The organism is Kribbella sp. CA-293567 (assembly GCF_027627575.1).
Classification (GTDB): Bacteria; Actinomycetota; Actinomycetes; order Propionibacteriales; family Kribbellaceae; genus Kribbella.
In genome coordinates, this window is sequence record NZ_CP114065.1 from 2,451,059 (window position 1) to 2,472,229 (window position 21,171).

The 21,171-nt window shown below is 69.1% G+C and carries 16 protein-coding genes; 8 read left to right on the forward strand and 8 right to left on the reverse strand.

All coding sequences use genetic code 11. From position 1 onward, the window contains the following. Positions 1-12: 12 nt before the first annotated feature. Positions 13-762, reverse strand: coding sequence for a maleylpyruvate isomerase family mycothiol-dependent enzyme (locus OX958_RS11865; RefSeq protein ID WP_270137354.1), 750 nt, complete (start codon positions 760-762; stop codon positions 13-15). Positions 763-832: 70 nt separating this feature from the next. Between OX958_RS11865 and OX958_RS11870 the strand changes: the two genes are divergently transcribed. From OX958_RS11870 to OX958_RS11885, 4 genes are all read left to right on the forward strand, one after another. After that, positions 833-1,348: a MarR family winged helix-turn-helix transcriptional regulator gene (locus OX958_RS11870; protein ID WP_270137355.1), complete on the forward strand. Its 516-nt coding sequence runs from the start codon at positions 833-835 to the stop codon at positions 1,346-1,348. Between the two features lie 103 nt (positions 1,349-1,451). Next, on the forward strand, positions 1,452-3,125 hold the full coding sequence (locus OX958_RS11875) for an acyl-CoA mutase large subunit family protein (RefSeq protein ID WP_270137356.1): 1,674 nt from the start codon (positions 1,452-1,454) through the stop codon (positions 3,123-3,125). 118 nt (positions 3,126-3,243) lie between these two features. Next, a complete protein-coding gene (locus OX958_RS11880) occupies positions 3,244-4,959 on the forward strand; it encodes an NAD-binding protein (protein ID WP_270137357.1) in 1,716 nt (571 codons plus the stop codon). A gap of 34 nt (positions 4,960-4,993) precedes the next feature. Continuing rightward, positions 4,994-5,959: a tetratricopeptide repeat protein gene (locus OX958_RS11885; protein ID WP_270137358.1), complete on the forward strand. Its 966-nt coding sequence runs from the start codon at positions 4,994-4,996 to the stop codon at positions 5,957-5,959. Between the two features lie 160 nt (positions 5,960-6,119). Here the strand turns inward: OX958_RS11885 and OX958_RS11890 are convergent, their stop codons facing one another. Next, entirely contained in the window at positions 6,120-7,277 is a 1,158-nt protein-coding gene (locus OX958_RS11890; protein ID WP_270137359.1) for a citrate synthase, read from the reverse strand. Between the two features lie 75 nt (positions 7,278-7,352). Here OX958_RS11890 and OX958_RS11895 point away from each other — a divergent pair, with 75 nt between their 5' ends. Continuing rightward, entirely contained in the window at positions 7,353-8,498 is a 1,146-nt protein-coding gene (locus OX958_RS11895; protein WP_270137360.1) for a citrate/2-methylcitrate synthase, read from the forward strand. Here the strand turns inward: OX958_RS11895 and OX958_RS11900 are convergent, their stop codons facing one another. Beyond that, positions 8,499-9,992, reverse strand: coding sequence for a flavin-containing monooxygenase (locus OX958_RS11900; protein WP_270137361.1), 1,494 nt, complete (start codon positions 9,990-9,992; stop codon positions 8,499-8,501). It lies immediately after the preceding gene. A 103-nt stretch (positions 9,993-10,095) separates the two neighbouring features. Here OX958_RS11900 and OX958_RS11905 point away from each other — a divergent pair, with 103 nt between their 5' ends. The 3 genes from OX958_RS11905 to OX958_RS11915 all read left to right on the forward strand — a co-directional run bounded on the left by OX958_RS11905 (position 10,096) and on the right by OX958_RS11915 (position 12,768). After that, positions 10,096-10,464 (forward strand): YciI family protein, encoded by a 369-nt coding sequence (locus OX958_RS11905; protein ID WP_270137362.1) that lies wholly within the window; start codon positions 10,096-10,098, stop codon positions 10,462-10,464. A gap of 109 nt (positions 10,465-10,573) precedes the next feature. Next, positions 10,574-11,809: an RNA polymerase sigma factor gene (locus tag OX958_RS11910; RefSeq protein ID WP_270137363.1), complete on the forward strand. Its 1,236-nt coding sequence runs from the start codon at positions 10,574-10,576 to the stop codon at positions 11,807-11,809. 38 nt (positions 11,810-11,847) lie between these two features. Next, positions 11,848-12,768 (forward strand): aminoglycoside phosphotransferase family protein, encoded by a 921-nt coding sequence (locus tag OX958_RS11915; RefSeq protein WP_270137364.1) that lies wholly within the window; start codon positions 11,848-11,850, stop codon positions 12,766-12,768. Here the strand turns inward: OX958_RS11915 and OX958_RS11920 are convergent. From OX958_RS11920 to OX958_RS11940, 5 genes are all read right to left on the reverse strand, one after another. Then, positions 12,752-13,798: an NUDIX hydrolase gene (locus tag OX958_RS11920; protein WP_270137365.1), complete on the reverse strand. Its 1,047-nt coding sequence runs from the start codon at positions 13,796-13,798 to the stop codon at positions 12,752-12,754. The genes OX958_RS11915 and OX958_RS11920 overlap by 17 nt on opposite strands. Positions 13,799-14,019: 221 nt before the next feature. Then, positions 14,020-16,380 carry a 1,4-alpha-glucan branching protein GlgB gene (glgB, locus tag OX958_RS11925; protein WP_442913261.1) on the reverse strand — a complete coding sequence of 787 codons (2,361 nt, stop codon included), beginning with the start codon at positions 16,378-16,380 and terminating at the stop codon, positions 14,020-14,022. A gap of 95 nt (positions 16,381-16,475) precedes the next feature. Then, positions 16,476-17,891, reverse strand: coding sequence for a maltokinase N-terminal cap-like domain-containing protein (locus tag OX958_RS11930; RefSeq protein ID WP_270137366.1), 1,416 nt, complete (start codon positions 17,889-17,891; stop codon positions 16,476-16,478). Continuing rightward, positions 17,888-19,612, reverse strand: a complete 1,725-nt coding sequence (gene treS / locus OX958_RS11935; RefSeq protein ID WP_442913262.1) for a maltose alpha-D-glucosyltransferase — start codon at positions 19,610-19,612, stop codon at positions 17,888-17,890. Before treS ends, OX958_RS11930 begins: the two co-directional genes overlap by 4 nt. A gap of 334 nt (positions 19,613-19,946) precedes the next feature. Further along, positions 19,947-21,143 (reverse strand): sunset domain-containing protein, encoded by a 1,197-nt coding sequence (locus OX958_RS11940; RefSeq protein ID WP_270137367.1) that lies wholly within the window; start codon positions 21,141-21,143, stop codon positions 19,947-19,949. Positions 21,144-21,171: the final 28 nt, after the last annotated feature.

A 21,171-nucleotide genomic window follows, 5' to 3' on the forward strand; every position in this document is an offset into this window, starting at 1 on the left:
TGTCGGCAGGGGTTAGGTGGTGCACTCCGCGACTCGGGCGCGGAACTCGAGTACTGCGGCGTCGTCGCCGGCTGACTGGTCCATGTTGAGGTCGCGGCGGCCCCAGAGCCAGAGGAGGAGTTCGTCGGGGTCGCCGAAGACCTCGGCGTCGACGTCGCCTTCGGCGGTTGGTACGACGGTTGCGCTGGTCGCGTCGAGGCGGGTGGTCCAGGAGCGGCCGGCGGAGGTGATCCGGATGGTCGCGTCGACCGGGTGCTTGGTGTCGCCTTCTTCCCACCAAGGGCCGCCGAGCATCAGGGTGAGCAGTTCGTCGATGCCGTCCAGGGCCAGTTCGCGGTCGACCGGGGTGACGACGTCATGGGCCAGTTCGGCGTCGACTCGGTGGACGACGGTCTCCAGTGCCATCCGGCGGAACCAGAAACCCGACGTCTGGTCCGACGGTGAGAAGGTCCAGGTCGGCCGGTCGGTGCCGGCCTCGGTCAGCGCGACGACGATCGCGGTGCGGGTCTCCTCGAACAGTTCGAGGGCGTCGCGCTCGTCGAGCCCGGCGGGCGGCCACGGCTCGGGGCGGGCTCCCAGCCGGAGGATCTCGATCTTGTGCAGATAGACCTGGGCGACGTGTCGGAGCAGTGACTCGACGGTCCACTCGGGGCAGCTCGGGACGACGGCCGGGAGGCCGAGCCGGCCGACCTCGGCGAGGCGGGCGGCGTCCCGCTGGAGGCAGGCGAGGTAGAAGGCAGCGTGTTCGGGCGGCAGAGACATGGAGGAAGGATGCCACCAACCGCCGACAGTTTCCCGGACCACACCGGGCCGAGCGGTTACCGTTGCGCCCATGGCGAGGAAGAGACCGTTGCCGTTCGACCCGATCGACGAGGCATCGCGGCAGTGGGGCCGCCGCTGGGGTGCCGTCGAGCAGATGCGCGCGGTCACCTCGCTGATGCGCGCCCAGCAGATCGTGATCGGCGAACTGGACGAGATCCTCAGGAAGCACGGCCTGACCTTCGCCCGGTTCGAGGCGCTCGTGCTGCTGACCTTCTCCCGGCGCGGCTCGCTGCCGCTGGGCAAGATGGGGGAGCGGCTGCAGGTGCACCCGACGTCCGTCACCTCGATCGTCCGCCGGCTGGAGACGGCCGGCCTGGTCACCCGTACGCCGCACCCCGACGACGGTCGCGCCATCCTCTGCGAGATCACCGCCGAGGGCCGCGAACTGGTCGAGCGGGCCACCGCCGACCTGGTCGCCGCCGACTTCGCGCTGCGGGGTCTCACCGACGCGCAGCTCGAGATGCTCTGGTCGGTCCTGCTGCCACTGCGCCGGACCGCGGGCGATTTCGCGCCCGAAGAGGACTGATCCGGGCGATCCGGTGCCGAACCTGTGCAAGACCTATGCGCCCGGTGGTCTTTAGTAGGACGTCCAAGTACTTTGGGGTGAGACGAACCCTGAGGAGGGCCTGATGGACGCGGAGCAGATCGCCGCCGGACAGCGCCGATGGCAGCAGCGGTACGACGCGTCGCGCCGCCGGGAAGCCGACTTCACCACGCTGTCGGGCGCCGAGGTCGAGCCGGTCTACGGCCCGCCCGAGGGGTACGACGACCCCCGGATGGAGCGGATCGGCTGGCCGGGCGAGTTCCCGTTCACCCGCGGCCTGCACGCCACCGGCTACCGCGGCCGCACCTGGACGATCCGCCAGTTCGCCGGCTTCGGCAACGCCGAGGACACCAACGCGCGGTACAAGATGATCCTCAAGTCCGGCGGTGGTGGCCTGTCGGTCGCCTTCGACATGCCGACCCTGATGGGCCGCGACTCCGACGACCCGAAGTCGCTCGGCGAGGTCGGGCACTGTGGCGTGGCGATCGACAGCGCGGCCGACATGGACCGGCTGTTCAAGGACATCCCGCTGCAGGACGTCACCACCTCGATGACGATCTCCGGCCCGGCCGTGCCGGCCTTCGTGATGTACCTGGTCGCCGCCGAGCGCCAGGGCGCCGACATCACCAAGCTGAACGGCACCCTGCAGACCGACATCTTCAAGGAGTACATCGCCCAGAAGGAGTGGCTCTTCCCGCCGGAGCCGCACCTGCGCCTGATCGGCGACCTGATGGAGTACTGCGCCACCAACATCCCGGCGTACAAGCCGTTGAGCGTCTCCGGCTACCACATCCGCGAGGCCGGTTCGACGGCCGCGCAGGAGCTTGCCTACACGCTCGCCGACGGCTTCGGGTACGTCGAACTCGGCTTGAGCCGGGGCCTCGACATCGACAAGTTCGCCTCCGGTCTGTCGTTCTTCTTCGACAGCCACCTGGACTTCTTCGAGGAGATCGCCAAGTTCCGCGCCAGCCGCCGGATCTGGGCCCGCTGGATGCGCGACGTCTACGGCGCGAAGACCGACAAGGCCCAGTGGCTGCGGTTCCACACCCAGACCGCGGGCGTATCGCTGACCGCCCAGCAGCCGACCCTCAACGTCGTCCGGACGGCGGTCGAGGCCCTCGCCGCGGTCCTCGGCGGCACCAACTCGCTGCACACCAACGCCCTGGACGAGACGCTCGCGCTGCCGACCGACCAGTCGGCCGAGATCGCGCTGCGGACCCAGTCGGTGCTGATGGAGGAGATCGGTGTCACCAACGTCGCCGACCCGCTCGGTGGTTCCTGGTACGTCGAGGCGCTGACCGACCAGATCGAGGCCGAGGCGGAGGAGATCTTCGCCCGGATCAAGGAGATGAGCCCGGACGGCACGATGACCGGCGGCATCCTGCGCGGGATCGAGGACGGCTGGTTCATGGCCGAGATCGCCGACGCGGCCTTCGAGTACCAGCAGAAGCTGGAGAAGGGCGAGAAGAAGATCGTCGGCGTGAACACCCAGACCGACACGGTGGCCGGCCGGCTGGAGATCCTCCGGGTCAGCCACGAGGTGGAGGTCGAGCAGTGCCGGGTGCTGGCGGCGCGCAAGACGCGACGCGACGAGGACCTGGTCCGACGTACGCTGTCGGCGCTGGTCGAGGCATCCCGAGGGACCGGCAGTCTGATCGAGCCCATGCTGGAGGCGGCGCGTGCGGAGGCCACGATGGGGGAGATCTGTCACGTTCTTCGGATCGAATGGGGCGAGTACCGAGAGCCCGCCCGCTTCTGAGGAAACGGCAGACCCCGACGGTACGGCGCCCGGCCGCGGCGGCGAGTCACCTCGCCGCTGGGGCAAACCCCAGGAGGGCGGCGGCCCGGCGTCGCCGGCCGACGGCCGTGGCGTGGTCGTGTGCGGTTCCGACCGGACGATGCTCCGGGTGGTCACCGAGCTGGTGAGCTCGGGCGAGCACGTGACGGCGATCGTCAATCCGGCGTCGCGGCACTTCGAGCGGATCGGCGAGCTCGGCGCCCAGGTGATCGGCGTACGGGTGGTGAGCGAGTCCGTCCTGCGCCGCGCCGGGATCGATGCCGGTGACCGCACCGCCTCCACTGCGCGGGCGCTGGTCCTGCTGGACACCGACGACGTCCGCAACCTGCACACCGCGCTGACCGCGCGCGACATGGACCCGAGCCTGCGGATCGTCATCCAGATGGTCAATCCCCGCCTCGGCGGGCAGTTGCACGAGCTGCTCGACGACTGCGTCGTCATCTCCGGGCCGTCGCTGGCAGCGCCCGCGTTCGTGGCCGACGCGCTGGAGGACGACGAGCTGATCTGGGTCGACATCGGTGGCCGGCGAATGGTCGCCGGTCCGGCCGACCGGATCAGCGACCCGCACCTGACTGTGCTGGCCGACACCACCTCGTCGGCGACCCCGGAGCTGCTGCCGGCCGACAGCGCCGACCCGGCCGGCGACATCGTGCTCGGCACCGGCGTACGGCGCCGGCGCGCGACCGCCGGCTCTCTGTGGCGGACCAAGGACGTCCGCCGGGCCGGCTGGCTGATGGCGACCCGCGACATCCTCGACCGGCGGGTCCGGACCATCGCCGCGGTGATGGCCGGCCTGGTCCTGGTCGGTACGGCGCTGACGCACTGGATCGCCCACATCGACTGGCTCCGCGCCCTCTACCTGGCAGCGGGCGCGGTCACCTCGGCCGGGATCGAGGACGACACGTTCTCCGACGCCAAGCCGTACGCCAAGGTCGCCGCGGTTGTGGTGCAGCTGACCGGCATCGTGCTGATGGCCCTGCTCACCGCCGTCATCGTCGACTCACTGATCGGCGCCCGGCTGTCGCGGGTGATCGGCGGGGTCCGAGGGCGACCTCGGAACCACGTCATCGTCTGCGGCCTCGGGACGGTGGGTGCCCGGGTGCTCGAGATCATGGTCGAGCGCGGGATCGCCGTGGTCGGGGTCGAACACGACGAGGACGCCCCCGGGGTGCAGACCGCGCACCGGTTGCGGATCCCGGTGATCATCGGCGACAGCAGCAACGAGGAGACGCTGCGGTCGGCCGGCGTCGAGCTGTGTCAGTCGATGCTCGCGCTCACCGACGGCGACATCACCAACCTCGAGTCCGCGATGGTGGCGCACGAACTGAACCCGGACGCCCGGATCACGATGCGGATGTTCGACCACGACCTGGCCCAGCGGGTCGAGCGGCAGCTCGGCCTCGGCCACAGCCGGTCGGTGTCGATGCTGGTCGCGCCCGCCATCGCCGCGGCCGTCTCGAACCGGCGCAGTCAGACGACCGTCCCGGCCGGCCGGCGCGTCCTGCTGCTGACGGAGGTCATCGTCGAGCGGGACTCGGTTGCGGTCGGCAAGCGTCTCGGTGAACTGGACGAAGAAGGCGGTCTGCGGGTGCTCGCCCGGTACGACGGCAGCGGCCCGTGGGACTGGTTGCCGGTTCCGCAGACGGGGGCCGCTGTCTCGCAGGCCTGGTACGAACAGACGGTGGAGCCGGGCACCCGGATCGCCGTCGCCGGCACCCGGAGCGGGCTGGCCAGACTGCTGCTGGCCACCCGCGCGCCACACCGTATCGGGCCGTCGGGGAGGATGGACCCATGAACGTAAGCAGTCAGCACGGAATGCGAGGACAGCGGTGAGCCAGCCGAACTTCTCCCGACCGGGAGCGATCGATCTGTCGTCCCTGCGCAAGCCGGCCGCACCGCGGCCCGGCAGCGCGCCCGGCGCCCCGGGCGGGCCCGGCAGAGCACCCGGTGGTCCGGCCGCCTCGGCCGGCGGCGCCTACGTGCTGAACGTGACCGAGCCGACCTTCCAGGCCGACGTGATCGAGCGCTCGCTCCAGGTTCCCGTCGTGGTCGAGTTCTGGTCACCGCGCTCGCCGGAGTCGCAGACCCTCAGCCCGACCCTGGTCCAGCTCTCCACCGAGTACGCCGGGAAGTTCCTGCTGGCCCGGATCGACATCGACGCGAACCCGCAGCTGGCCCAGGCGGTCGGCGTCCAGACGGTGCCGCTGGTGATCGCCGTACTGCGCGGTCAGGTCGTCCCGCTCTTCCAGGGTGCGGTCTCGGACGCCGAGGCCCGGCAGTACCTGGAGCAGCTGCTCACGGTTGCCGTGGCCAACGGAATCACCGGTCGCACGGACCCGGTCGGCCCGGCCGGCGACGCAGCGGCGGCACCGGCCGAGCCTGAGCCGGACCCGCGCTACGAGGCCGCCGAGGACGCGGTCGCCGCCGGTGATCTGGACGGCGCGATCGCGGCGTACGAGGCGTTGCTGAAGGAGACTCCGAACGACGCCGAGGCGAAGGCCGGGCTGTCCCGCGTCCAGCTGGTCAAGCGCACTCGCGACGTCCCGGCCGAGGTGCGCACGCGGGCCGCGGACAACCCCGAGGACGTCGAGGCGCAGCTGCTCGTCGCTGACGTGGACCTGATGGGCGGCCACGTCGACGACGCGTTCGCGCGCCTGATCAAGACGATCCAGGTGACCGCCGGCGATGACCGCAACACCGTTCGGCTGCACCTGCTGGAGCTGTTCGAGGTGGTCGGCGCCGACGACGAGCGAGTGATCAAGGCCCGCCGCCGGCTGATGGCCGCGCTCTTCTGATGCACCTGGAGCTCCCATAGGGAGTCGCCGTACCGCGTGCCTCTTACCAGGCCGCGCATGCGGACGCAGCGGGCGGTGTTCGGAGTGAGGTCGACGCTTCCGACACCGCCCGCTCCTGTTGTGGTGGAGTACACGTCACGCCAGGACGGGGAGCATGAGGTCAGGTGACCTCCGGGCCGGTGTAGTTGCCCAGGGCACGGAACCGCAGCCCGGGCTCGGCGTACTCCTCCAGGGCGTGAGCGGTCCAGCCGACGATGCGGGCGAGCGCGAACAAGGCCTCGCCCGCGTCGCGGTGGAAGCCGTAGGCCTGCATCAACGTCGCCAGCGCGAGGTCGCTGTTCGGGAAGCCGTTCACCTTCGCGGTGAGGTCGTGGACCCGGTCCATCACCGGCTCGCCGGCGAGTAGTCCGAACAGCACCTCGGCCCGCGGATCGCGCCGCTGGTAGATGCGATGGCCGAAGCCGGGCACGGAGTTGCCCGAGCGCAGTTCGTCGGAGAGCGCCTTGACGGGATCCTCCAGGGCACGGCCGAGGAACTGGTACGCCAGGGTGGTCGCGGCGCCGTGGTACTGGCCGTCGAGGGCGCCGAGGCCGGCCGACACGACGGAGTACAGGTTGGCTCGGGCACTGGCGGCGACCCGTGCTGCGATGGTCGATGCGGCGAGTCCGTGGTCGGCGAGCAGCACTAGGGCGGAGTTCAGCAGGTGTGGCCGCGCTGGCCGGGCTGACAGCTTCGGCCAGAGTCTCGCGGCGAAGCCGCCGTCGACCGTCTGCCCCGGCAGCGCGGTCACCAGCGCTCCGAGCAATTGCCGGGAGGTGGTGACGATCGAGTCGGGGGTCAGATCGAAGCGCAGTGGGTCTGCAGCGCCCAGGACTGCGACGGCGATTCGCAGCTGGTCGGCCATCCGGGCTCCGGGTGGCGCCACGGCCATTGCCTTGCGTGCCAGCTCCACCAGTTCCGGTGGTGCCGCGAACGGCTCGCTCGGCGCCAGGTCGCCGGTCCAGAGCAGTTCGGCGACAGACTCGAAGGTCTGTCCCGTCACCAGGTCGCGCACGGAGTGACCGCAGTAGTAGAGCTCGTCGTCGCGCAGTAGCGACAGGTGCGTCTCGATCCGCTCGATCGCGCCCGGATGGTCGACGCTGCGACCGGCGAGGCGCTCCACCTGGGCGGCGTCGAACAGGCTGCCTCGCCGTCCGCGCGCCCGGACGCTGGTGAGCTGGCCGCGGCTGACATAGGCGTAGACCGTCTCCGGCTTCACTTTCAGCCGCCGCGCCACCTCCGCGGTGGTCAGGTAATTCTCGTCACTCTGCTGCGCCATCGCGCGCTCCCCGCTGTACTCATGTTGACTGGATCAACATTGACAATAGTTGATTGGCGATCAAGTCTGAACTTCATGTCCATCACAGTCGAAGGTCCGATCGAAGTACCACCGGGGCTGCGCAACGTCATCGTCACGCAGACCCAGCTCGGAGACGTCCGAGGTGACGAGGGGTTCTACCACTACCGGCAGTACTCGGCGATCGAGCTGTCCCAGTCGAAGACGGTCGAGGATGTCTGGTTCCTGCTGTACGAAGGCCGGCTGCCCAGCACGGCCGAGCGTGCTGCCTTCAGTGCCGAGATCGCGCCGCTCCGCCCACTGCCGGCCGAAGTACGGGCTGTGCTTCCGGCGATCGCCGCTGCCGGCTCGTCCTTCAATCCACTGGCCGGTCTCCGTACTGCGCTGTCCCTGCTGGCCGCCGCCCGCGAACTGCCGCCGCTGTGGGACGCGGATCCGGCCCGGCGCAGGGCCGACGCGATGCTGGTCTGCGCCGTCACGCCGACGATCCTGGCCGCGCTGTACCGACTGCGCGAAGGACTGGAGCCGCTCGAGCCGCGCGCCGACCTGTCCACCGCCGCGAATTGGCTCTATCTGGTCACCGGCGAGGAGCCGACGCCGGCCAAGGCGAGCGCGATCGAGCACTACCTGATCTCGACCATCGACCATGGCTTCAACGCCTCGACCTTCACCGCCCGGGTGATCGCCTCGACCGGCGCCGATGTCGTGGCGGCGGTCGCCGGAGCCATCGGTGCTTTCTCCGGCCCGCTCCACGGGGGCGCTCCCGACCGGGCCCTCGCGAGCCTCGACGAGATCGGTACCCCGGACCGCATCGACGCCTGGGTCCGCGCGAAGGTCTCGGCCGGCGACCGGATCATGGGGTTCGGGCACGCCGTCTACCGCACCGAGGACCCTCGTTCCCTGATGCTCCGCGACCTCGCGCTCGCCCTCGGCGGAGACCTGGCCGACTTCGCCACCACGGTCGAGCGACGCATCGTCGAGGTGCTCGCCGAGCTCAAGCCCGGCCGCAACCTCTACGCCAACGTCGAGTTCTACGCCGGGGTGGTGATGTCGCTCTGCGACCTTCCGCGGGCCATGTTCACGCCGACGTTCGCGACCAGCCGGGTGATCGGCTGGACCGCCAACGTCCTGGAGCAGTCCGAGGACGCCAAGATCATCCGCCCTTCGGCTCGCTATGTCGGGCCACCGCCGGCCCGCGGCTAGCTAGCGGGTCTCGTCGACCAGTTGCCGGGCCGGCTTGAACCGCATGGTGCCGTCGTCGAGCCGGCCGTACCGCAGGGTGACCAGGTCTCGCGGGTAGTTCTGGCGCAGACGCCAGGGACCGTACGAGCCCTGGCGGGGGAGGATCGCGGCCGCCCGGCGGATGTAGCCGGAGGACAGGTCGACCACAGGCCGCGGCGGAGCGTCGTACTCGGCTCGGTCGATCTCCGGGACGCAGATGGCGGTGCCGGTCGCGTCGAGGTGGTTGAGGAGCCGGCAGACGTACTGCGAGGTCAGGTCGGAGCGGAGCGTCCAGGAGTTGTTGGTGTAGCCGATGCACCAGGCGAGGTTCGGTACGCCGCTCAGCATCATGCCCTTGTAGACGAAGGTGTCGTGCGGATCCACCCGGCGGCCGTCGACAGCCACCTCGATCTTGCCCAGTGCGACCATCTGCAGGCCGGTGGCCGTCACCACCAAGTCGGCGGGCAGTTCCTCGCCGGAGCGCAGCCGGATACCGGTGGGCGTGAAGGTGTCGATCTCGTCCGTCACCACCGACGCAGTACCGTCCCGTAGCGACTGGAAGAGGTCTGCGTCGGGCACCAGGCAGAGGCGCTGGTCCCATGGCTTGTACCGCGGCGTGAAGTGGGGGTCGGCCGGTACTGACTCGGGCAGCTCTTTGGCGACCGTGCTGTTGAGTAGCCAGGCCGCATGAGCCGGCCAGCGGCGGAAGGCGCCGTACACGGCGCTGCTGAAGGCGACGTTCTTCCCGCGGATGAGGTGGTGCGCCAACTGCTCCGGGAGGACGGCTCGCAGCTTGTCCGAGAAGGCGTCGGCCGCGGGGCGGGAGGCGACGTAGCTGGGGGAGCGCTGCAGCATCGTCACGTGAGCGGCAGTGGGAGCCATGGCCGGTACCAGGGTGACGGCGGTGGCGCCGCTGCCGATCACCACGACGCGTTTGCCGGTGTAGTCGAGATCGTCGGGCCAGTGCTGGGGATGCACGACCTGCCCCTGGAAGTCGTTGAGGCCCGGGAAGTCCACGACGTGCCCGCTGTCGTAGTTGTAGTAGCCGCTGCAGGCGTAGAGGAACGAGCAGGTGAAGGTGTCGGTGGCCGTCTCGACCGTCCACAGTGCGTCCTCGGACGACCAGGAAGCTCGCAGCACCTGCTGGTTGAACCGGATGTGCTTGTCGATCCCGTACGTCGTCGCTGTCTCGTGCAGGTAGTCCAGGATGGACGGGCCGTCGGCGATCGCCTTCGCGGCCTTCCAAGGGTGGAAGGGAAAGCCGAGCGTGAACATGTCGCTGTCGGACCGCACGCCGGGGTAGCGGAACAGGTCCCAGGTGCCGCCGAGGTTCTCGCGGCCCTCGAGGATCGCGTACGAGTGGCTGGGGGCCTGGGTCTGCAGGCGGTAGGCGGCGCCGATGCCGGACAGACCGGCGCCGACGATCAGCACGTCCAGGTGCACCACGGGTTCCTCCTGGGTTCCTGTTGAGTACATGGTCAACAGTAGGCGAAAAGTCGATCCTTGGTGTTGTCGATTCCGTCCGGCGTCGTTCGTCAGCAAGATGTCCACCAGAAACCCCTAGACGAGGGAGCCAGAGATGGCGCAGTACATGTTCATGCTGTTCGACAGCGAGGAGTGGTACGACAACGTCACGCCGGAGGTCTGGCAGGAGGCGATGCAGCTGCACAACGCCTTCGGTGAGGCGGTCGAGGCGGCGGGCGCGAGGATTCTCGGCGGCGAGGCGCTGGAGCGGTCGACCACGGCGAGCACCGTGCGGCAACCCGACGGCGATCCGATCGTCACCGACGGCCCGTTCATCGAGACCAAGGAGGCGCTCGGCGGCTTCTACCTGATCGAGTGCAAGGACCTCGACCAGGCGCTGGCCCTGGCCAAGCTCTGCCCATCGGGCTACGTGGAGATCCGCCCGGTGATGAACACGTCCGAGGAAGCGGCTCCGTCGGCCTGACCCCTGACCCCTGGCTCTGGGTGCGGGGTGCGGGGTGCGCCGTCGGCCACGCGACGGCGCACCCGCGCGGGACTTGGTAGGAAGGTGGCTCGAGGAGGAAGGTGATGGAGTGGGAGCGGGCGGGGCTACGGCGCGGGAGGTCGCGGGGCTGGTCGAGCGGGCGCATCGGGCGCACTGGTCGACGGTGCTGGCCTCGACCGTGCGGCTGACGCGGGATCTGGATCTGGCCGAGGACTGTGCGCAGGACGCGTTCGTGCAGGCGTTGCGGACGTGGCCCGACGAGACGCCCGCGAATCCGGCGGGCTGGCTGGTGACCGTCGCACGACGGTTGGCACTCGATCGGTTGCGCCGGGAGACGACGCTGCGGCGCAAGCTGCCGTTGCTGATCGAGGATCCGGCGTCACCAGGCGCCGGGGAGCAGCCGACCGATCCGTTGCGGCTGGTCTTCACCTGCTGCCACCCGGCGCTCGCGCGGGATTCACAGATCGCGCTGACGCTGCGGCTGATCTGTGGACTGACCACGCGGGAGGTCGCGGCCGGGCTGCTGATCAGCGAGGCGACGGCCGCGGCGCGGATCACCCGGGCGAAGAAGAAGATCGCCGCGGCCCGTATCCCGTACCGGATACCGGCCGACGACGAGCTGGCCGAGCGGCTGGACGTGGTGCTGACGGTGGTGCAACTCGTCTACACGGCGGGGCACGTGGCGGCCGGGCCGGAGCTGACTCGTGCGGATCTGACCGGGCGCGCGCTGGAGCTGGCGCACCTGCTGGTGCGCTTGATGCCGGCTGAGCCGGAGCCCAACGCGTTGCTCGCGTTGCTGCAGCTGACCCAAGCGCGCGGCGACGCCCGGGTCAGTGGCGACGGCGAGCTCGTGCTGCTCGCTGACCAGGACCGCCGGCGCTGGGACGTGAAGCTGCTCGCCGAGGGAGTGTCGCGGGCCACCGCCGCACTGCACCAAGGACAGGCCCGCTTCGCCCTGCAAGCCGCGGTCGCCGGACTGCACGTCACCGCGCCGTCGTGGGAGCAGACCGACTGGCATCAGGTCGTCCGCATGTACGACGCGATGCTGCTCAGCTGGCCGTCCCCGATCGTCGCTCTCAACCGCGCCGCCGCCCACAGCCTGGTCCCCGGCGCCGACCTGATGGCCGTCCTCGCCGAACTAGATGCCTTAAGCAACGAACAGGTGCTGAAGTCCTACGCCTATCTCCCCGCCACCCGCGCCGACGTGCTGGCCCGCCTCGGCCGCGCCGCCGAAGCCGTCCACGCGTACGACGAAGCCATCACCCTGACCGCCAACGAAACCGAACGCCGCTTTCTCACCCGCCGCCGCGACTCCCTCCCGTGACGCCGCTCGATCTACGGGGTTCGTGCTTGACTTGGGAGATGAGTTCGCCGGCCGATCAGCCCTTGCAGTTGGCGGTTGAGTACTTCGAGCGGCACGCCTCGGGAGCGGTGAGACTGCTCGGGCAGGGGATGGAAGGGGCGGTCTACGACCTGGGTGGTGGGCTGGTCGGGAAACTGTGGTTCGACCGGGCTGCCGACGAGATCGCGCCGCTGCAGGCTTTCCTGGTCGAGCTCGGTGAGCAGGAGTTGCCGTTCAGGACTCCGCGGATCACTCGCGTCGACAGCTTGGACGGCCACGCCGTCAGCGTCGAGAAGCGGCTGGGTGGTCGGCCGCTGCGCGACGTACTCGAGAGTGGTGCGTTGAGCGAGCGGGACGGGCTGGAGCTGTTCGTGGAGATGGTCGAAGCGCTGGGCCGCACCCGGGCCGGTGCGGCGACGAAGGCGTTGCCGCTGCTCGGTGAGGCGGCGGCGCCGGGGGAGTGGGGTGAGCGTCTCGCGGAGTTGGTGCGGCAGCGGGCGGTGCAGTCGTGCGAGTATCTCGCGACCGATGTCGAGAACTTCGAAGAGCTGCTCGCCCAGGTGCTCGCCGGGTTGTCCGCGATCCGGCTCGAACAGGCACAGATCGTGCACGGCGACATCTGCACGCCCAACGTCCTGGTCGACGACGACGTTCGGCTCGCGCTGCTCGACTGGGGCTTCTTCACCACCGCCGGCGACAACACCTTCGATGCCTCCACCGCGGCGGCCTTCTACGACATGTACAGCCCAGCGGCACGCACGGTGGACGACCTGCTCGTGCAGCGGTTCGAGGCGCTCGGCCACGACCGCGACCGCATGTACCTGTACCGAGCCGCCTACGCCATCGCCACGGCCACCATCTACAGCCCGACCGCGGCTGACGGCCACTACACCTGGTGCGTCGGCAACCTCAACCGGGCGGACATCAGAGCTGCGTTGTGATCGGGTGACCGTCGCGCAGATTGTGCAGGGCGTCGGGCGCCGCGAGGACGACGGGTAGCCGACGGGCGTTGAGCGGTGAGACGAGGCCGGCGAGCTCGTCGGCGGAGTACCAGGCGACGCCGAGAATCTCGAAGCCGTCGGGGGTCAGCGACTCCAGCAGCGACGGGTCGTGGACGCCGCCGTCGTACAGGATCTCGATGGCGTCGCCCCAGCCTTGCCAACGCGGGAGCCAGTCGATCGCGAGGACGCCGGCCAGCGGCAACTGGAAGCCGAGTTCTTCCTGCAGTTCGCGCAGGGCGCCGGTCGCCGGGTCCTCGTCCGGTTCGACGACGCCGCCGGGCAGTTCCAAGTCCTGCTTGTAGCTGACCTTGCAGAGCAGCACCCGGCCTTCGGTGTCGCGGACCACCACGTGGGCAATTACCCGCTTCTTCGGCAGCACCGAATCCATCAGTGCCGTCCACCCGGGCAAACTGTCGGCCCGCGGATCGTCCCGTCGCAGTCCGTAGACGGCCACGTCGCGGCGCTCGCCCTGGAGCACGGCCCCGCCGCGGAGCAACCCCTCACGCCGGAAGCCCGAGCGGATCGCCACTCGCACGGAAGCGCGGTTGTCGGGGTCGACCTCGGCCTGCAGCCGATCCAGCCCCAGCTCGCCGAAGGCGTAGACCGTCAGCATCCGTACTGCGCGCTGCGCGACCCCGCGGCCGCGATACGGCTTGTAGGTGGTCCAGGACACCTGGCCGACGCCAGGTGACACCCGGCGGATCTCGATCGTCCCGACCGGGCCGGTCTCACCCGCGAGCTCGATGACGAAGTTCACCACCGCGCGGTCGTCGGCGTACTGCGTCCGCCCGCGCTCGACGGCCTCGACCAGCCCGGACCTCGGCGGAAGGCCCGGGAACCCGAACCAGCGCGCCAGTTCGTCATCGGCGAGGTGGTGGGCGGCGTCGATGTCCTCGTCGCGCCACGGCCGGAGCGTGAGTTCGCCATCGGTCAGGGTCGGCTGAGGGGGTACGTCAGGCACGGCGGTCACTCCGCGAACGCTACCCGTCCGCGGTGACCGGGCGACCAGCGGTCCGAAACGGCCGAAATCCCGACGCAGCGTGGCCGCCGGATCGACGGAGAGTATCGCCGAAAACTTTCTCAAAAAAATTCGGCCGACAGGCTAACTTTTTCGGCTCCCTGCACGTCTATCACTATGAAAGCGGGTGAGAGTGCGTCGGGGCGGACGCGGGCTCACCCGCTTTCGACTTGTCAGCCGTCGTACCGGAACCAGACCGTGCTCAGCGGCGGAACCGAGATCTCCGCGCTGGCCGCCATCCCGTGCCACGCCTGGCCGTCGGCCTCGACGCCGCCGAAGTTGCCGACCCCGGAGCCGCCGTAGACCTCGGCATCGGTGTTGACCAGCTCCTGCCAGTGACCGGAGAACGGCAGACCGATCCGGTACCCGTGGTGCGGCACCGCCGAGAAGTTGGTGACACAGGCCAGCGTCGGCTGACCCTCGTCGCCGAACCGGACGAAGGAGAAGACGTTGTTGCTGGCGTCGTTGGCGTCGATCCAGGAGAACTTGTCCGGCGCGTGGTCGCTACCCCACAGCGCCTTGGTGTCCTTGTAGTTCAGGTTCAGGTCCTTGACCAGCTGCTGCAGCCCGCGGTGGTCGGAGTGATCCAGCAGCCACCAGTCGAGCTCGCCCTTCTCCGACCACTCCGACTCCTGGCCGAACTCGCAGCCCATGAAGAGCAGTTGCTTGCCCGGGTGCGCCCACTGCATCGCCAGGAAGGCCCGCACGTTGGCGAGCTGCTGCCACCGGTCGCCGGGCATCTTGCGCAGCAGCGAGCCCTTGCCGTGCACGACCTCGTCGTGGGAGATCGGCAGCACGAAGTTCTCGGAGTACGCGTACATCATCGAGAAGGTCAGTTCGCTGTGGTGGTACTGCCGGTAGATCGGCTCGTGCTCGAGATAGCTGAGCGAGTCGTTCATCCAGCCCATGTTCCACTTGAAGCCGAAGCCGAGCCCGCCCAGATGCGTCGCGCGGGTGACGCCCGGCCAGGAGGTCGACTCCTCGGCGACGGTGATGACGCCCGGCACCCGCTTGTAGAGGGTCGCGTTCATCTCCTGCAGGAACGAGACGGCTTCGAGGTTCTCGCGGCCGCCGTACTGGTTCGGCACCCACTGGCCCTCCTCGCGGGAGTAGTCCAGGTAGAGCATCGAGGCGACGGCGTCCACGCGCAGGCCGTCGATGTGGAACTCCTCGGCCCAGTAGACCGCGTTCGCGACCAGGAAGTTGCGGACCTGCGGGCGGCCGAAGTCGAACACCAGCGTGCCCCAGTCGGGCTGCTCGCCACGGCGCGGGTCCGGGTGCTCGTAGAGCGCGGTGCCGTCGAACTTGGCCAGCGCCCAGGCGTCCTTCGGGAAGTGCGCCGGCACCCAGTCGACCAGTACGCCGATGTTTGCCTGGTGCAACGAATCGACCAGGTAGCGGAAGTCGTCGGGGTCACCGAACCGCGAGGTCGGCGCGAAGTACGAGGTGACCTGGTAGCCCCAGGAGCCACCGAACGGGTGCTCCATCACCGGCATCAGCTCGACGTGGGTGAAGCCCATCTCACGCACGTAGCCGACCAGTTCGTCGGCGAGCTCGCGGTACGACTTGCCCTTGCGCCACGAGCCCAGGTGCACTTCGTAGACGCTCATCGGCTCGGCGTAGGCCTGCGAGGCGGCGCGGTGCTCGAGCCAGGCCGCGTCCTGCCACTCGTAGGTGGACTCGTGCACGACCGACGCGTTGGCCGGCGGCACCTCGGCCAGGTTGGCCATCGGGTCGGCCTTTTGCCGCCAGACACCGTCGCGGCCACAGATGTCGAACTTGTACCGGGTGCCGGGGCCCACGCCGGGAACGAACAGCTCCCAGACCCCGGAGGAACCCATCGTGCGCATCGGGTGCGCGCGGCCGTCCCAGAAGTTGAAGTCGGCGGTCAGCCGGATGCCCTGCGCGTTCGGCGCCCAGACGGCGAACGACGTACCGGTGATGGATCCGCCCGGACCGTCGTAGTGGCGCACGTGCGCACCGAGCACGGTCCACAGCTGCTCGTGCCGGCCCTCGCCGATCAGATGCAGATCCATCTCACCGAGGGACGGCAGGTAGCGGTACGGATCGTCGATCTCGAGCGCGGGGCCGTCGGTGTAGGTCACTTCGAGCCGGTAGTCGGGCACCTTGTCGACATCGAGTACGCCGACCCAGACACCGCCGAACTCGTGCTCCAGCTCAACACTCGCGTTGTCGAACAACGCGGTCACGGTGATGGCGAACGGACGCAGTACGCGCAACGTCACCATCCCGTCGCCGAGGTGCGGCCCGAGCACCTGGTGCGGATCGTGGTACGTGCCGGCGACGATCCGCTCGATCACCCCACGCTCGACCGGAACGGCCTTGCCGAGAACGGATCCGGGCACTGCCACCGGCTCCGGTTCCGGCTGGAAAGTACTGCCCTGTGCGGGCTCGAACGCGTCGACGTGCGTGGTCTCGGCCTCCTGCCGCGGAGTGTCGGCGGCCGCCGGCAGCGGCTCGCTCACAGTCTCCGGGTCCGGCTTACCCACCTGGTCGCTCTTGCTCGAATCCATACACCCCATCCTGCCCGATCGAAGCCACAACTACTGCACCCGTACCCGCATCTCCATCGTGTACACGGGTGCCGCGCGTCGAGCCTCTCGGGCAGCTACTGTCCGCTGCTCAGTTGAGCGGCCGCGGCCAGCGGAATCGGCAACCAGTGGGGCCGGTTGCGGGCTTCGTAGAGCGTCTCGTAGATGACCTTGTCGGCCAGGAAGGCGCTCAGCAGCACGTTCTGGTCGCGCGGGTCGGTGCCGGCGACCTCCGCGTAACCGTCGCAGAACGCGCGACGGTTGCGGTTCGCCCACTCGGCGGCCCGGTAGGCGATCTGCTGGTCGCCCGGGTGATCGGCGAGCAGCGAGCGGGCCGCGTAGTCGAACGACCGGAGCATTCCGGCGATGTCCTTGATCGGGGTGTCCAGCGCACGCCGCTCCACCAGCGACTTGGCCGGCTCACCCTCGAAGTCGATCAGCTTCCAGCCCTCGATCGTGCGCAGTACCTGACCGAGGTGGAAGTCGCCGTGGATCCGCTGCACCGGCACCGGTACGCCGGTGGCCGCGAGGGCGTCGAACGCACGCGTCAGACCCGGCCCGAACTCGCCGAGCTCGGGCACCGCCTTGATCGCCTTGTCGAGCCGGCGGCGCATCGCGTCGGCGTGCTCGACCATCTGGGCGGGCTCCCAGACGTCCGTGCCGAGAGCCTTGGCCAGCTCGGCATGCACCTGCGCGGTCGCGGCGCCGAGCCGGTGCGACTCACCCGCGAAGTCGCCACCGACCTCCTCGGCGTGCAGGTCGGCTTCGGCGTACAGGTCCCGGACCGAGGTGGTCGCGTACGACCAGCCGTCGGTCGAGTTGTTCTCGAACGCCGTGATCATCGCCAGATCACCGGAGTCGGTGCCACCACCGGCGCGGGGCCAGGAACCGCGCGCCCAGCCGAGCACGCCCGGGACCAGCTCCGAGCCGGCCTCGGTGAGCGCCGACTCGATCTCGACCCCGGGATTGCTCCCGGGCTCGAGCCGGCGGAACACCTTCAGCAGCGCCGCGTCGCCGAAGACCACCGAGGTGTTGCTCTGTTCGACCGTCAGGACGAGCGACCGCGCGTCGTCCGGTACGACGACGGTGCGTTCCGGTGCGTGCACCGGGTGGAACTCCAGACCGTCCAGCCGGCGCCCATGGGTGAGGGCGTCCAGCCAGTACGGCGTGGCCTCCTTGTCGTGCAGCGCGTCGTACACCCAGACCCTCGTGTCATCGAGGTCCTGCTCCTCCCAGTCACCGATCAGGGCGTGGCCGAGGTTGTCGGCCGGTGCCTGGTGGTAGCTGAGCGGGAGCTGGTAAACCCGGATCGCGTTCTCCGCGCCGGGCGGCCCGGCGCAGTAGACGAATCCGATCCGGACCGCGGGCCAGACGCCCTCGTCGGACAGCCAGGTGGAGGTGGCCATCGCATCGACGTGGACGTCATGTCCCTTCTCGCCGAACCATCGCTGATTCGTGCAGAAGGACTGGACCTGGTCCAGATGGGAAGTCACGAAGAGCTCTCCTCACGATCAGCAGCCTTGTTGACCGGCAGACGGAACCAGTAGAAACCGTGCGCGCCCAGGGTGAGCAGGTACGGCAGCTCACCGATGGTCGGGAAGTGCACCCCGCCGAGCAGCTCGACCGGTTCCACGCCCTGCCACTGCCGTAGATCCAGCTCGATCGGCTGCGGGAAGCGTGACAGGTTGTTCACGCACAGCACGACGTCGTCACCGAACTCCCGGATGTACGACAGCACGCTCGGGTTGGAACCGCCTAGGTCTGTGAAAGTACCCATCCCGAAACATGGGTGCTGCTTGCGGGTCTGGATCATCCGCCGGGTCCAGTGCAGCAGCGACGAGGCGTTCTCCATCTCGGCCTCGACGTTCACCGCCTGGAAGCCGTAGACCGGATCCATGATCACCGGCAGGCTGAGCTTGCCCGGCGTGGCGGTCGAGAACGACGCGTTGCGGTCCGGGGACCACTGCATCGGGGTCCGGACACCGTCGCGGTCACCGAGCCAGATGTTGTCGCCCATGCCGATCTCGTCGCCGTAGTACAGGATCGGCGAGCCGGGCAGCGACAGCAGCATCGCGGTGAACAGCTCCATCCGGTTCACGTCGTTGTCGAGCAACGGCGCGAGCCGGCGGCGGATGCCGATGTTGGCCTTCATCCGCGGGTCCTGGGCGTACTCGCCCCACATGTAGTCGCGCTCTTCGTCGGTCACCATCTCGAGCGTGAGCTCGTCGTGGTTGCGCAGGAAGATGCCCCACTGACAGGTGTCGGGGATCTGCGGGGTCTGGGCCAGGATCTCCGAGATCGGGAACCGCGACTCGCGGCGTACTCCCATGAAGATCCGCGGCATCACCGGGAAGTGGAAGGCCATCTGGCACTCGTCGCCACCGGACTCGCGGTCGCCGAAGTACTCGACCACGTCACCCGGCCACTGGTTCGCCTCGCAGAGCATGACGCGATCGGTGTAGTTCGCGTCCACCTCCTTGCGGACCCGCTTCAGGAACTCGTGCGTCCTGGGCAGGTTCTCGCAGTTGGTGCCCTCCTCCTCGAACAGGTACGGCACCGCGTCCAGCCGGAAACCGTCGACGCCGAGGTCCAGCCAGAACTTCAGCGCCTCGATCATCGCGTCGCCGACGGCGGGGTTCTCGAAGTTCAGGTCGGGCTGGTTGGAGTAGAACCGGTGCCAGAAGTACTGCTGGCGGACCGGGTCCCAGGTCCAGTTGGACACCTCGGTGTCCACGAAGATGATCCGGGCGTCGGCGTACGCCGTGTCGGTGTCCGACCAGACGTAGAAGTCGCCGTACGGGCCGTCGGGGTTGTTGCGGGACTCCTGGAACCAGGGGTGCTGGTCGGAGGTGTGGTTCATCACGAAGTCGACGATCACGCGCATCCCGCGCTCGTGCGCCGCGTCCATGAACGTGGCGAAGTCGGCGATCGTGCCGACCTCGGGCATCACGCCGGTGTAGTCGGAGATGTCGTAACCGCCGTCACGCAGAGGTGAGGGGTAGAACGGCGGTAGCCACAGACAATCCACGCCGAGCCACTCGAGGTAGTCGAGTTTCTCGGTCAGGCCTTGCAGGTCGCCGATGCCGTCGGCGTTCGAGTCCTTGAAGGACCGCACGAGGACTTCGTAGAAGACGGCCCGCTTGAACCACAGCGGGTCACTCTTCGTCAGTCCGTGGTGCTGCTCCGGCAGCATGTCGGTCACGCTCACCTCCATCGGGTGTCATCCCCTCGGTCCAAACCTAGCGGTACTTCGGGGTTGCGCCACCGGGTCGATCCGGCGACGCGCGGGCGGACACTTTTTTCGGCGGACACTGCTTTCCCTTACCCGTCCAGCGGGTTTCCAAAAGGAGGAGGCGGTGCCGCCGGAGGTGTCCGGTGATGTGTAACGACGCCGTGGAAGGGCGGTCCGGGCCGACGTTCTGCTCAGTGTGACGGCCGTTTGCCAGTACAAGCAAATGGGGGCCGGATCGCGCTATTCCTGCGTTGAACCGTGACCTGGAACGCGTTGCTTTCCAGGGTTTCGGTCGTTATTTTTCTCCGCTCGCGCGTCAGTCCCGGGGGCGGGTCGATTTGCGCGGTTTACGGACGTATTTGGTGAACCCGGCGCGCTCGGCGTCCGCCTCGGTCCGGAACCAGACCTCGGCCTTCGTCCGGCCGTAGTACGGCGAATCCGGCGTGTGGAACAGCATCGACTGAGCGTTCCCCTTGATGGTGAACCCGTCCGGCGGGCCCTGATGAGCCACCGCGTCCGCCGAGCCCTCGCCGTACTTCCCGGGGGGCACGGCACTCGCCTGTACGTCGGGCGTCGGGTCGTGGTCGTCGAAGAGGGTCGGTTCTCCGGCGTCCATTCGTACGGAGAACGCCGGCTGAGCTTGCGCGGAGGTTTTCGCCGCAGTGCCGGCCGTCGTCGGCTCGCCACTCGCCTGCGGCTCGGACATCGCGGTGCTGGGGGAGTGGGTGGTCGCCGTCGCGCTGGGCTCGTCACTCGCCTGCGGCTCGGACTTCGGAGCGGTGGGCTCGCCACTCGCCTTCGGCTCGGACATCGAAGTTGCATTGCTGGTGAGCTCGTCACTCGCCTGTGGCTCGGACTTCGCGCTGGCTTTGGCGGTGCGCTCCTCGGTCGCCTTCGGCTCGGACTTCGCACTGGTGCTTGCGGTGGGCTCGCCACTCGCCTGCGGCTCGGACTTCGGAGCGGTGGGCTCGCCACTCGCCTGCGGCTCGGACTTCGCGCTGGCAGTCGCGGTGGGCTCGCCGCTCGCCTTCGGCTCGGACATCGCGGTCGCGTTCGCGTTTGCGGTGGGCACGCCACTTCGCTTCGGCTCGGACCTCGGAGCTGCGTTCGCGGCGGGTTCGCCGTTCACCTGCGCCTCAGCGTCCGACTCCGGCTCCGGCTCCGGCTCAGCGTCCGGCTCCGGCTCTTTGTCCGGCTCCGACACCGGGGCGGGCTCCGGTAGCGGCTCCGGGTCTCGGCCGGTCTCTTCCTCTGATGGCTGCGGTGACGGCGGGGGAGCGAACTCCGGCTCGTGCAGCGTGTGGTCGAAGGGTTCTACCCGGTCGAAGTGCGCCGGAGCGGAGGAGCCGGGGCCGGTGGCGACGCCTGCGCCGACGAGGGTTTTCTCTTCGGCGGGAGCTGCGGCCGTGGCGGGGGCCGGGGGGCGGCGGTTGAGGAGGAACCAGGTGAGGATGGCGCCGATCAGGAAGGCGAGGAGGGTCCAGGGCCAGTTGTTGCGGAGGAGGTAGGCCATCAGCGGGGACCTCTCGGGCCGGCGGGCA